The sequence below is a fragment of the Suttonella indologenes genome (assembly GCF_900460215.1).
Lineage (GTDB): Bacteria > Pseudomonadota > Gammaproteobacteria > Cardiobacteriales > Cardiobacteriaceae > Suttonella > Suttonella indologenes.
On record NZ_UHIA01000004.1, the window covers coordinates 12,811 to 25,786 of the forward strand.

Here is a 12,976-nt window from a genome sequence, read left to right on the forward strand (position 1 = left end):
AAAAAATGACCACAGCGGAAATCCGCAGCGCTTTTTTGAATTATTTTGCCGAACAAGAGCATAAGATTCTTCATTCCGCTTCTCTCGTGCCGGGCAACGATCCTACTTTGCTGTTTACCAATGCCGGCATGGTGCCGTTTAAAGACATTTTCATCGGCGCGGAAAGCCGCGACTACAAACGCGCCACCACCGCGCAAAAATGCGTACGCGCCGGCGGCAAACATAATGATTTGGAAAACGTGGGCTATACCGCGCGGCATCATACCTTCTTTGAGATGATGGGCAATTTCAGTTTCGGCGATTATTTCAAAGCCGACGCCATTCCTTTTGCCTGGAATTTGCTGACCAAAGTATTTGAAATTCCTGCCGAGAAACTTTTGGCGACCGTCTATCATGAAGACGAAGAGGCTTTCGGCATTTGGCGCGATGTTATCGGTTTGCCGGAAGAACGGATTATCCGCATCGGTGACAAGCCGGGCAAGGCCAAGTATGAGTCGGACAATTTCTGGGCGATGGGCGACACCGGCCCTTGCGGTCCTTGTACGGAAATTTTCTACGACCACGGTCCGCAGGTTTGGGGCGGTCCTCCGGGTTCTGCCGAAGAAGACGGCGACCGCTTTATTGAGATTTGGAACATTGTGTTCATGCAGTTTGAGCGCGATGCGGCGGGTAATATGAAACCTCTGCCCAAGCCTTCGATTGATACCGGCATGGGCTTGGAGCGCATGACGGCGGTGATGCAGGGCGTGCATTCCAATTACGAGATTGATTTGTTTGTGAATCTGCTTAATGCGGTGGCGGAGGCGGTAGGCTGCGCCAATGAGGGGCAAGCTTCTTTAAAAGTGATTGCCGACCATATCCGCGCCACCGTATTTTTAATGACGGACGGCGTATTGCCCGGCAATGAAGGACGCGGCTATGTGCTGCGCCGCATTATGCGCCGCGCCATTCGTCATGGCTATAAATTGGGGCAGACGCAGCCTTTCTTCCATCAATTGGTTGCGCCGCTGGTTAAAGAAATGGGCGCGGCTTATCCCGAGATTGCCGAGGCGGAAAAGCGCGTGCGTGAGGCGATTTTGCGCGAAGAGCAGCGTTTTGCCCAAACCCTTGACGGCGGCATGCAGGTCTTGGAAAAAGATTTGGCGACTTTGCAAGGCACGGAAATTTCGGGCGAAACCGTGTTCAAACTCTATGACACTTTCGGTTTCCCTGTGGATTTGACCGCCGATATTGCCCGCGAGCGCAATTTAACGCTGGATATGGCGGGTTATGAAGCGGCGATGAACCGTCAGCGCGAGCAAGCCAAAGCGGCGGGCAAATTCCATGCCGATACGCAGTACGCCATTGAGGGTAAAACGATGTTCCGCGGCTATACGCAGGAAAAACTGCGCAGCACGATTCGCGCGATTTTTGTGGACGGTCGGGCGGTGGATAATCTGAACCACGGCGACGAGGCGGTAATTGTGCTGGCGGAAACGCCTTTTTACGGCGAGTCGGGCGGTCAGGTCGGCGATACCGGCGTGATTTACAGCGCAAACGGGGAATTTTTAGTCAGCGATACGCAAAAACAAGGCGATAATTTCCTGCATTTCGGTACTTTGCAAAGCGGACAATTGTTTGCCGGCGATACGGTCGATGCCAGAATTTCGCGTTCGCGCCGCCGCCAAATCAAGCGTCATCACAGCGCCACGCATTTATTGCACCGCGCTTTGCGCGATACCCTCGGCAGCCATGTGCAGCAAAAAGGCTCTTTGGTCGATGAATTTAAAACACGTTTCGACTTTTCGCATGAGGCGGCATTAAGCGCCGAAGAAATCGAGGCGGTGGAGCAAGCCATCAATAAGCAAGTGATGGCGAATATGGCGGTCAGCATCGAAGAAATGTCTTATGACGCGGCACGCGAAAAAGGTGCGATGGCGTTGTTCGGCGAGAAATACGGCGATGTGGTGCGCGTGGTCAGCATGGGCGACGAGGATTATTCGATTGAGCTGTGCGGCGGTACGCATGTAAGTCAGACCGGCGATATCGGCTTGGTGAAAGTGATGAGCCAAGGCGCGGTATCGGCGGGAGTTCGCCGCATCGAATGCGTGGCGGGCGAGGCTTTATTGGCGGCGATGCGCGAGCAAAGCGCCGTCTTGCAGCAATTGGCGGCACAACTGAAAACCGATGCGGCGCAATTACCGGAACGTGTGGAGCATTTGCAGCAGCAATTGAAAGCGGCGGAAAAACAAGTCCAGCAATTGAAGCGCGAATTAGCCAGCGGCGGCGCGCAAAACGAAGCGGCGGCGCAAAGCATCGGACAATGGAAAGTCTTGGCATTGCAGCGCGACGGCTTTGACAATGCAACCCTGCGCGACAGCGCCGACCAATTACGCGATCAGCAGCAATTGGATGCGGTGGTGATCGGCGGCGTGGATGGCGATACGGCGCGTCTGGTGATCAGCGTCAGCAAAGCGGCGGTTGCCAGAGGCTTGCATGCAGGCGATATTATCCGCCAATTGGCGGCGCATATCGGCGGCAAAGGCGGCGGTCGTCCCGATTTCGCCCAAGCCGGCGGCAAGAATATTGCCGGTATGGACAAAGCATTGGCGGCTTTGGCGGAAGTTTTGCCGCAATAAGCGCATAAAGAGGATTTGCCGTGCCTTCGCATGGCATTGGGGCAATCCGCAGCAGTCTGCGGTGTTTTAAAGAGGAAAGAAAGGAAATGGCGTTAATTGTACAAAAATATGGCGGCACTTCGATGGGCTCGATCGAGCGTATCGAAAATGTGGCGGAGCGCATTATTCGTGTGCGAAAAGCGGGGCATGATGTGGTGGTAACCGTATCGGCGATGAGCGGCGAAACCAACCGTCTCATTGCTTTGGCGCATGAAATCAGCAAGCGCCCCAGTCCGCGCGAGATGGACGTGTTGATGAGCACGGGCGAGCAAGTCTCTATCGCGCTTTTGGCAATCGCTTTGAATAAGCGCGGCTATCCTGCGGTATCTATGACGGGCTGGCAGGCGGGCATGCAAACCGACAATGCCTACATGAAAGCCCGCATCACCAATATCGACAAAGACCGCATTCATGAAGCTTTAAAACAAGGCAAAGTAGTGGTGGTGGCAGGCTTCCAAGGCATCAATCCCGACGGCGACATCACCACGCTGGGACGCGGCGGCTCCGATACCACCGGCGTGGCATTGGCGGCGGCTTTGGACGCGGCGGAATGCCAGATTTACACCGATGTGGACGGCGTATATACCACCGATCCGCGCGTTGAGCCGAAAGCGCGCAAACTCGATCGCATTACCTTTGACGAAATGCTGGAAATGGCGAGCTTGGGTTCAAAAGTATTGCAAATCCGCTCTGTGGAATTTGCAGGCAAATATAAAGTGCCGCTACGCGTATTATCTTCTTTTGAAGACGACGACAGCGAAGGAACATTAATTACTTTAGAGGAAAATGCTATGGAAGCAGCAGTTATTACCGGTATCGCCTTCAGTCGCGATGAAGCGCAAATCAATGTATTCGACGTGCCTGACGAGCCGGGTATCGCCTATAAAATTCTCGGCCCGATCGGCGAAGCCAATGTGAATGTGGACATGATCGTGCAAAATATCGGCGAAAATGGCAAAACCGACTTTACCTTTACCGTGCCGCGCGACGACGTCGAGCAATCGCTGGAAATCTTCAATGCGCAGTTAAGCTCTTGGGAAGGCGTGAAAATCAGCAGTTCGGACGTAGCAAAAGTATCGGTTGTCGGCGTGGGGATGCGTTCGCATGCAGCGGTTGCCAGCACCATGTTCAAAGCCCTGTCGGAAGTAGGCGTGAACATCCGCATCATTACCACCAGCGAAATCAAAATCTCGGTCGGTATCGATGAGAAATTCCTCGAACTGGCGGTACGTACCCTGCACGAAGCCTTTAATCTCGACAAAGCGGCGGAATAAAAGCCCGTACAGCAAAAAACAAGACCGATAATTGTCGGTCTTGTGCGTTTTGGCAAACTCTTTTTATATAGTCGGAGAAGTGAAAAAGTAGTACAAGGCGGCGAGCCGCAGACAGTACAAGAGCGTACGGCAAGGCGAGCCAACGCCGTAATACTTTTTCAATTCTTTGACTATAGTACCTTAACTTCAAAATGAGACTTAGATATACACATTTTGTCAGGAGAAGCGCTTATAATAAGCTCATTTTGAAGTTAAGAGACTATCAAGCGTGGAAAAACAATGAATGCAATCAAACACTATGGACAAGGGCTTTTGCTCAGTTTGGGCTTGGCAGGATTAAGCATAATGCTGGCGGGGCAGCCGTGGTTTTTTAAAGGCGTATCCCCGCTGATCGTGGCGATTGTTCTCGGCATGCTGCTGGGTAACACGCTCTATCCGCGTATTGCCGCACCCTGCCAAAAAGGGGTTAATTTCGCCAAAGCCTATCTGCTGCGCACCGGCATTATTCTCTACGGCTTAAATCTGAGTCTGCAAGAAATCATCGGCTTGGGTTGGTCGGCAGTGCTGGCGGATATCTTGATGATTGCCTCAACCGTCTTGCTCGCCTATCTCTTAGGAAAAAAATGTCTGGGCTTGGATAAGGAAAGCGCCGTCTTAATCGGCGCAGGAGCGGGCATTTGCGGCGCGGCGGCGGTCATGGCAACGGAAAACGTGCTGAAAAACCGTCCTGAAAAAACCGCCGTAGCGGTGGCGACCGTCGTGATTTTCGGCACGCTGTCGATATTCTTATATCCGCAACTATTCGCTTGGCATTGGGGCGGATTATCCGCATCGGCATTTGCAAAATATATCGGCTTATCCGTGCATGAAGTCGCGCAAGTATATGTGGCGGCGGAAATCATCGACGAGCAACTGCTGGCAGAAGCGGTAACGATGAAAATGATCCGCGTCATGCTGCTGGCACCGTTTTTGTTAATACTTTCTTATCTTTGGCAAAAACAGCAGCTGACAGGAACTGAAAAGCAAAAAATCGCCATACCTTATTTTGCCTTCGGCTTTATTGCGGCGGCAGTCTTCGCCTCGATATTCGTACTGCCGCTTCAGCTTATGGCGGCAATCCGACTGCTGGACACTTGGCTGCTGGCAGCGGCAATGGCAGCTTTGGGCTTGAGCACGCATTGGACGGTGCTGAAAAAAGCCGGCAGCAAACCTCTGCTCTTAGCCGCACTGTTATGGCTGTGGTTGATAGTCTTCGGCTTATTCTTGAGCTTAGGCTTGCTGTAAATCGACAGCTAAAGAAAAAATTTTAGCATACGTTTATTTATCCCTTGTTTTTAAGGCTTAATTTGGCAGGTTTATTACTTGCTCGTCTTTAATCTTTTGAATAAAAATAGCCAGAGTTGTTAAATTATAAATACTGGGAATAATACTGAAAGCTTCTTCTAATTTGTTTTTAGCAGAAAGCCAACCCTGCCCGTCGGTAATCCAAACAAATTCGTAATTCGGGTATTGATTAATTTTTGGCGCAATATCAGAATAAGCCCGCGCAACTTCATTTAATTTTGATCCGCCGACATTATAAAAATTCGTTTCTATAAGATAGGTTTTTACCGGCGATTTGATTACAAAATCAAATCGCTTTATATCCATCCCCAAACTTTTAATCTCTGGAAAAACAGTATTGACAACTTCGCTATCAAATGTAATTCCAGCTGTTCTAAATTGATTGGCGACCGAAAGACTCATATTATTGCCGCCGCGATTTTTTCTTGCATTAGTATCCAAGCCGACTTCTATTCCAAACACATAATCTACTAAATTGCCAATATCTTTATTGCGAAAAACTTCCGCCAAACCTGTTTGTTCAATATATTCGGCAATTTTATCTGGAGAAGTAAAATAGCTGTTTATGTCTATAATTTGCAAATCCCGATTTAATACTTTTGCTTTTTTATAATCAATAAACCGCCGAATGCTTCAATCGGATTGACCGAAGCCTTGCTGCCCATCCAGTTGGACAATGCCATAATCAGCATAATCATCGCTAAAACAATTGCTTTTGTGGCAAAAGACAAAGGTGCGTCTTTATGCAATTGACTGTCTTCTGCGGCAAATTGCGCCTGTTCTGGATTTTTGCGCCATACTTTTACGGACAGCAATTAAGATATCCAATATTTCAAATGATTTAGGGTTTTCATTGTAAATATCACAAACCGCTTCTTGAATATTTTCTTTGCCAATTAGGTAGTTCAATTGATTGAGTTTGACCATAATCGGTTTGATATTGGCACGAATTTTTGCAAAATCCGTAAAAGAATCCAATGTTGCATTTGTCTCTGCAAGCTGTTCTAAAAAATCTTCAAATCTAGACATTTTTAATTCCCAATCTTTTTTCTGCTAATTCAAAAAACGTTTTTTCCATTTCGCAACCGCAAAATTTTCGCCCATTTTGCAAGGCGGCTACTCCCGTCGTACCGCTGCCCATAAAGGGATCAAAAATCAAATCGCCCGCATGAGAAGCGGCTTGAATGCAACGCTCGACCAATGCCAGCGGTTTTTGTGTCGGGTGTTTGCCGAATAGTTTTTCCTTTTTGTTTGGCGGAGCGATTTTCCATACGCATTTCATTTGCTTGTCGCCGTTTTGTGCTTTCATGACATCATAATGGAAGATATGTTTGGCTTTTTTATCTTTTTTTGCCCATAGCAAAGTTTCGGTAGAATGAGTAAAAAAGCGGCAGGATAAATTCGGCGGCGGATTAGGTTTTTCCCATGTAATATTATTCAATATATGATAGCCGATGCTTTGCATTAAATAACCAATTAAATAAATATTATGATGCGTACCACACACCCAAATCGTGCCCTTGGGCTTCAACAATGCATAACACAAACGCAGCCATTCTTCGTAAAATTCCAGATTACCTGCCAAACCTTTCGATTTATCCCAGCAGCCTTTATTGACTGAAACCATTTGTCCGTTTTGACAAGTAAAGCCGTCATTAGAAAGAAAATACGGCGGATCGACGAAAATCATATCAAAGCAGCCGTTCGGATGTTTATCTAAAATGCGGCGCATAAGGCTCAGCGCGTTTTCATTATAGATAACCATGCCGTCTGAGACCTGTTTTTTCAGGTTGCTATGATAAATAGCCGCCTCTTCTTTTAATATATTGAAATCATTTTCCATAGATTGCCAATAGTTCGCCTACTTTTTGTCTGCTGCTGCCTTTGGCTGCAATATTGCGCCGCACTTCAACCGTTTCTAATCGTGCATCTTTATACAAATCGCGAGTAAATGCCGTGTCGTGATTAGAAATTAACACGCCTTGTGATTGTTTAGAAACTTGTTTGGCGATTTCTGCTAAACGTTGTTGGTCGTCTAAATGAAAACCGCCTTTTGCATAAGCGGTAAATGAGGCTGTTTCGCTCAAGGGTACGTAAGGCGGATCACAATACACCACATCATCTTCGCCAGATTGCTCCATTGCGGCTTGAAAATCGCCGCACATAAAATCGAGACGTGCCGATTTAGCGATAAATGCTTGCATTTCCGTTTCCGGAAAATACGGCGCGGCATAGCGACCAAAAGGCACATTAAATGCGCCTTTGCTATTGTAACGGCATAATCCGTTGAAAGCATGGCGATTTAAATAAACAAATAAAGCAGAGCGTTCTATACTTTCTTGGCTGTGATTAAATTGCTCCCGCAGTTCGTAAAAACGGGTTTCCTGATTATTTTCAGGCGTGAAAAATGATTTGATATAGTCAATAAATGACTGTTTTTCCTCTTGTAAAGCCTGATATAAACGCATCAAATCGACATTACTGTCGTTAAGCAGATAGGCATCAAAATCCAATGCCAGAGATACAGCCGCAGATCCTGCAAAAGGCTCAATTAAACGCTTAGAGGCTTGCTTTGGCAGATGGCTTTCAATAAATGGCGCCAGTTTCGATTTGCCGCCCGCCCATTTTAGGAAAGGTTTAGACATGATGTTTATTCATTAAGTCGGTTTTTATATTTGCTTTTTCGATGATTGGTATCGAATTTAAGGATATATAGGATAAAGGTAAGAAAAATTATATGGATTTGATTTTTGCAAAATTTTGAACGAACAGAATAGTTAAGGAAATTTGTTGCGAAATTAAACACAGCATTTGCTTAAATCATCAATGCCTATTTCTATTGTCATCACATGCTTTCAAATACTGTTTCAGATTTTCACTCACGCTTCCGAATTTTGCAAGTTTTCTTTTGTAAAATCTCGACTGTTGATGGGGGGTATTTTGCAGAACCCCAGAGTAAAGATGATGTTGCATAATGCCATTTAAACAGGCATGATGTTCATACTATTGAAGTAATGAATCATTGGAGTGGTGAATATGAAATATGTAATACGAAATAGTATGTTAGCGACGGCGGTAATAGCTGCAACGGCGGTTTCGGCGAAGGATTGCCCCGTGCCGATGGTCTTGCCGACGCAGTATTCGGATTTAAGTTCAATGGTTATTTTTGATGCGGAAAAAGACACTTATTTTACAGACAATCAATGGCTGGCGGTATCAAAAGGCGGAAAAACAGGTTTTATCAGTACGGACGGCAAGCGCATGATTGAGCCTGTCTATGAGGAGATCATTGATTATTGGCATGAAGGTATCTTGCCGGTACAAAAAGAGGGCAAATGGGGATTTATCGATCGCGAGGGCAAGGAGGTGATAGCACCGCAGTTTGCCATTTTTTGGTCTGTTCAAGACGGTATGGTGGCGGTCGGATCTGATAAAGAAAAAGAGCCGAATCAGTTAATTGACTTGAGGGGCAAAACGCTGCCGCTGCCTGATAATGTGGATAGCATCGATAATATCGGCGAAGGTATGGTCGGTGTAAAAGTTGGCGATAAATACGGCTATGCGAATACGGCGGGCGAACTCGTCATTGAAGCTAAATATGATCGTATCTCGAGTTTTTATGAGGGCTTTGCAGAGGTCGGCATCGATAATCTTTCGGGCATCATCGATAAGACGGGGCGAGAAATTATTCCGCTGCGCTATTATTATATTATGCGCAGCCAAGACGGTTATTTTATACCGGTAGATCATCAAGAATCCACCATGGCGGTGTTTAATCGGAAAGGCGAGCAAGTGTTGCCGGCGGAATATTCTATGATCAGTGAATATGAAGAAGAAAGTTCTATGGAATTTAGACTTTTTATTAAAGGCATAACGATAGCGCTGAAAAATGAGTATTGGGGTGTAATTGACGAGCAGGGTAAGGAGATTCTGCCTTTTGAATACGAGCGTTTGTCTTTATTGGATAATGGCTGGCTGATTGCCGCCAAGGACGGCAAAGAAGGCGTGATCGACCGTCAAGGCAAGGTCATCATTCCCTTTGAATATGAGTGGCTGAGTTATGCCGAAGGCATATTTATGATGGATAAGCGTTTGCCGAACGAGCAATCGATTAAAAATAATGCCACTGTGCGTTATTCTGGCATTTTAGACGGTCAGGGAAAAGAACTGATTCCTCCGCAATATGAAAATGTTAAGCCGCTGCCGGGCGCTAAGAATTATGCTGTTTACACAAAAGGAGGTTATCGTTTATTTGATGCTGCCGGCAAAGCAGTGTCTGATGATACTTGGGATTATATCGTCGAGGGCTTAGACGGCATGCTGGAAGTGAGCAAAAACGATCGCTTGGGCTATATCGATGAGAAAGGCGAAGTGTTGATTAAACCGCAGTACGATTACGTCACCAGTATTGAGCCGAATTACATTTTGACATCTCGCGGCAAACGGCGGCAATTGCTGGATAAGCAAGGCTGTGTGCTGATCGATATGGCAGGGCATTGGAAGAAATAAGCTCTGCGGCTATCATCGAAGAATTGAAAACGTATGATGATCTTGGCTCATCTTGCCTTACGCTATTGTACTATCTGCGGCTTGCTGCCTTGTACTATAGTCAATTCATGACAAAGTTAATCATTTTTTTCAATCGGGTAGGTCGGATGCTTGTATCCGACATTACTCAAAACATAAATTTGTCGGATTCAAGAATTCGACCTAATTCTCTATAAATTAGCAAATTAGGTGTTTACACCTAACGCGATTTGTCATGATGTGTGCTTTCAGGCATAAATACCTAAACTAAGGCTAAAAATATAATGTTCGTCTTTGTTGTGAGCTGAATATGCTAATTTTCACTTTTCCGACCTATAGATTAGCCTATCATGCGCTGTAATAATTTTTCGCCGCGCCATTGGTGATAAAACGCCATAAAGATGTGTCCGACAATCAAGAACAAAAAGGCATAAGCCAATCTGGCGTGCCAAATATCGCCGAAGCGCATGCCCCAATTATCGGCAGAAGCATTGGCGGCGGCTTCGCGGATGAGGGCGGCGGTCGGCACCGCAATCATAAAAACGTATAGTGCCGAATGCCCCAAGCGCACGGCGATATTTGCCGCAGCAGGCCGCTTATCCACGCTGATTGCCCATAATATGCGAAAGGCTGCCAACATCAGCAGCAACATGCCGCCGCCTTTATGCCAAGGCAGCAGACGGCGCCAAGCCTCATCCCATTGCCAGAGCAGGGCGCTGGCAAACATAAACAGCAGGCAGAGCGCCATGCTCCAATGCAAAAAACGGCTGACGCTGCCATAGCGGTCTTGGTTGTCGGCATGCATAGATTTTCCTTCGTATTGTTAGCGGGGAGGGGTTTGCGAGAAATTAGCATAGTTAAAGGCGATAAAAAAGCCGCGCGAATAGGGCGCGGCAAATGATTGAGGAATGAAATTACTGTGTACTGGTCACTTTCTGCAAATTCGGCGGATTGTCGGTATTGATGCCGCGGACTTTGGAGAGTTTTTCCACCATGCGGTAGAAACTTTGAATGCTGCACAGTCCTTGCAGGGCGGGATGTCCGGCGTCAATCAGCGGCAAATCGCGTTCTGCCACGCTGTCATCGGCGGCAACCAAGACCTTTGCTCCCATTTGGCGGAAGCGCGCGGCGGTTTCCAATAATCCCGCTTGGGTTTCATCGGGCGGGGCAAGGAAGAGCGCGACTTGTTCCTTATTCATCAATGCCATCGGGCCGTGTTGCACTTCCGCACCGCTGAAGCCTTCGCCTTGTACCAAGCAGGTTTCTTTGAATTTCAACGCCGCTTCTTTGGCAATCGACATGCCGGCACCGCGCCCCACCACATACAAACGCGAGATGTCTTGCAGGCTGTCCAGAGCTTTACTCCAGTCCAAGGCTTCGGCTTGGCGGATTTTCTCCGGCAAGGCGGCAATCGCGACATCCAAGTCTTTGTCTTTGAGCAAAGGCGAGAGCAGACGCAGGCCGGCGCCGAGCGTGGCGATAAAACTCTTGGTCGCCGCCACGCTTTTTTCCTTACCTGCGCCAATATCAATAGCATGTTCGCAGGCATGCGCCAGCGGCGAATCGATGACATTCACCAATGCCAGACTGCGCACATCTTTGGCGCGGCGCATATTTTTCACGCTTTCCAGCAAATCTTGACTGCCGCCCGATTGCGAGATGGCAAGTAGCTGCGCTTTTTCCAGCTGCCAAGAGCTTTGATAAATCGTATTCAAAGACAGCGGCACGGATAAGGCGGGAATACCGCAATAGCGCATCAGCCAATAGCTGAGATATTCCGCTGCATGATCGGAGGTGCCGCGCGCCACCGTCAGCCACAATGCCGGCGGCTCGGCGGCTAATTTCGCCGCCATATCGCTAATCGCGGTATTGTCCGCCTGCGCGGCAAGCACCGCCGCGCTTTGCAGAATCTCTTGTTCCATAAGGCTTTGAGCCATGATGTTCTCCTTAATCAATGTTCAAGTTTTTGCCGTCAAAACGCAGACGCTGCACGCTGCCGATTTCGCCGCCGTCGCCTTTGCCGCCGAATAAAATCACGGCATCTTCATAATTGAGCGATACGCCGTAGCCGCCGGCGCTCGGCAATTGTCCCGCCAGCTGCCATTTGCCGTCTTTTAAGGCATAAACATTGGGGTCGTAATAGCGCGTCAAGCCTTCATGGGCATAGTATTTGCCGCTTTCATATTGCGCCCGCGCGCCGGTGAAATTCGCGCCGCCGCCGAGCAGATAATAGCCGTGGCTATGTCCCGAGTAGGCGCCTGCCAAGCCTTCCTGCCGCGCCTGTCCTTCGCCGGCAATCAAAACCGGCAAACTTTGCCATGCCAATTGTCCTTTATCATCAAATGTGCCTAGCTCAACGCTGTCGCTGCGCAAGCCCGGCTTGAGTTCGCCGTTGGCGACATAGACTTTTCCCTCATGGATTTTTACCGCCGCGCCCGCGCGTCCGGCAAAAGGCGTGATGCCTTCGTTATGCCATTGATTCGTGGCAGGTTCATAGCTGAAAACTTGATTGTTAAAGAAATAATCTTGGCTAGGCTGATTAAAATAAGCCTTCATCACTGCCGCTTGCTTGTCTTTGTCTTCTCCGGCGGCGCTGTAGTCTTGGAAATAGCCGTTAAAAATCGAGAGATTGCTGCCGCCGACAAAATAGATTTTGCCCTGATGCGCAAAGGCTTGCGCGCCGACCAAGCCCAGAGGCGAACGCGTGGGCAGGCGTTGCCATGTTTGACTGGCGGGATCAAACACATGCGCGTCATTGACGAGTTGCAAGACGCCCTGCGCGTCTTTCTGCAAACCACCGAATACATACAGTTTGCCCTCAAGGGCGGCGACGACGGGCTGGCTGCGCGTGCCGGCAGGAAAATCGGGCAAGGTTTGCCATTGCGCCTGCTGCTTGCTCAAATCGAGGCTGAAAAACTGCTCGCCCGCGCTGCCCAAGCCAATATAGGCGGTGTTGTCAATCAAAGCGCCGCCGCCGTCTGCAAATGCTTTCGGCAAATCAGGATAAACGCCCGCCCATGCCGCGGCAGTCAAACCAGTCAATGCAAGGGATAACAGAGTCTTAGAATAAAGTTTCACTTTTCACTCCTTCTGCTTATTGAAATAAATTTTTGCAAATCATAATATAGTTTGAAATTTCTTTCAAAGCATTTTATACTCGATGCACAAGCAAGG

11 protein-coding genes and 1 pseudogene are annotated in these 12,976 nt (G+C 48.1%); 4 read left to right on the top strand and 8 right to left on the bottom strand.

Features of this window, described 5'->3' with window-relative positions:
* The first annotated feature begins 5 nt into the window (after nt 1–5).
* From alaS to DYC63_RS04005, 3 genes are all read left to right on the top strand, one after another.
* The gene (alaS, locus tag DYC63_RS03995; RefSeq protein ID WP_115218058.1) at nt 6–2,618 is read left to right on the top strand and encodes an alanine--tRNA ligase; all 2,613 of its coding nucleotides are present in this window, start codon (nt 6–8) and stop codon (nt 2,616–2,618) included.
* Nucleotides 2,619–2,704: 86 nt separating this feature from the next.
* On the top strand, nt 2,705–3,931 hold the full coding sequence (locus DYC63_RS04000; RefSeq protein ID WP_115218059.1) for an aspartate kinase: 1,227 nt from the start codon (nt 2,705–2,707) through the stop codon (nt 3,929–3,931).
* Between the two features lie 279 nt (nt 3,932–4,210).
* Nucleotides 4,211–5,215 (top strand): putative sulfate exporter family transporter, encoded by a 1,005-nt coding sequence (locus DYC63_RS04005; protein WP_115218060.1) that lies wholly within the window; start codon nt 4,211–4,213, stop codon nt 5,213–5,215.
* Between the two features lie 57 nt (nt 5,216–5,272).
* Here DYC63_RS04005 and DYC63_RS04010 read toward each other — a convergent pair.
* The 5 genes and pseudogenes from DYC63_RS04010 to DYC63_RS04025 all read right to left on the bottom strand — a co-directional run.
* A pseudogene (locus tag DYC63_RS04010) lies at nt 5,273–5,884 on the bottom strand (DpnII family type II restriction endonuclease); the annotation flags it as partial.
* On the bottom strand, nt 5,866–6,024 hold the full coding sequence (locus DYC63_RS12370) for a hypothetical protein (protein WP_172459411.1): 159 nt from the start codon (nt 6,022–6,024) through the stop codon (nt 5,866–5,868). The pseudogene DYC63_RS04010 and the gene DYC63_RS12370, both read right to left, overlap by 19 nt.
* On the bottom strand, nt 6,017–6,304 hold the full coding sequence (locus DYC63_RS04015; RefSeq protein WP_115218062.1) for a DpnII family type II restriction endonuclease: 288 nt from the start codon (nt 6,302–6,304) through the stop codon (nt 6,017–6,019). Before DYC63_RS04015 ends, DYC63_RS12370 begins: the two co-directional genes overlap by 8 nt.
* Nucleotides 6,297–7,118 carry a DNA-methyltransferase gene (locus DYC63_RS04020; protein ID WP_115218063.1) on the bottom strand — a complete coding sequence of 274 codons (822 nt, stop codon included), beginning with the start codon at nt 7,116–7,118 and terminating at the stop codon, nt 6,297–6,299. Before DYC63_RS04020 ends, DYC63_RS04015 begins: the two co-directional genes overlap by 8 nt.
* On the bottom strand, nt 7,108–7,923 hold the full coding sequence (locus tag DYC63_RS04025; RefSeq protein ID WP_425452128.1) for a DNA adenine methylase: 816 nt from the start codon (nt 7,921–7,923) through the stop codon (nt 7,108–7,110). Before DYC63_RS04025 ends, DYC63_RS04020 begins: the two co-directional genes overlap by 11 nt.
* Nucleotides 7,924–8,311: 388 nt before the next feature.
* Between DYC63_RS04025 and DYC63_RS04030 the strand changes: the two genes are divergently transcribed.
* Nucleotides 8,312–9,784, top strand: coding sequence for a WG repeat-containing protein (locus DYC63_RS04030; protein ID WP_115218065.1), 1,473 nt, complete (start codon nt 8,312–8,314; stop codon nt 9,782–9,784).
* 358 nt (nt 9,785–10,142) lie between these two features.
* Here the strand turns inward: DYC63_RS04030 and DYC63_RS04035 are convergent, their stop codons facing one another.
* The 3 genes from DYC63_RS04035 to DYC63_RS04045 form a co-directional block, all read right to left on the bottom strand.
* Nucleotides 10,143–10,607, bottom strand: a complete 465-nt coding sequence (locus tag DYC63_RS04035) for a cytochrome b (protein ID WP_115218066.1) — start codon at nt 10,605–10,607, stop codon at nt 10,143–10,145.
* Nucleotides 10,608–10,716: 109 nt separating this feature from the next.
* The gene (locus DYC63_RS04040; protein WP_115218067.1) at nt 10,717–11,739 is read right to left on the bottom strand and encodes an SIS domain-containing protein; all 1,023 of its coding nucleotides are present in this window, start codon (nt 11,737–11,739) and stop codon (nt 10,717–10,719) included.
* Between the two features lie 10 nt (nt 11,740–11,749).
* On the bottom strand, nt 11,750–12,880 hold the full coding sequence (locus DYC63_RS04045; RefSeq protein ID WP_172459412.1) for an N-acetylneuraminate epimerase: 1,131 nt from the start codon (nt 12,878–12,880) through the stop codon (nt 11,750–11,752).
* Between the last annotated feature and the right edge of the window lie 96 nt (nt 12,881–12,976).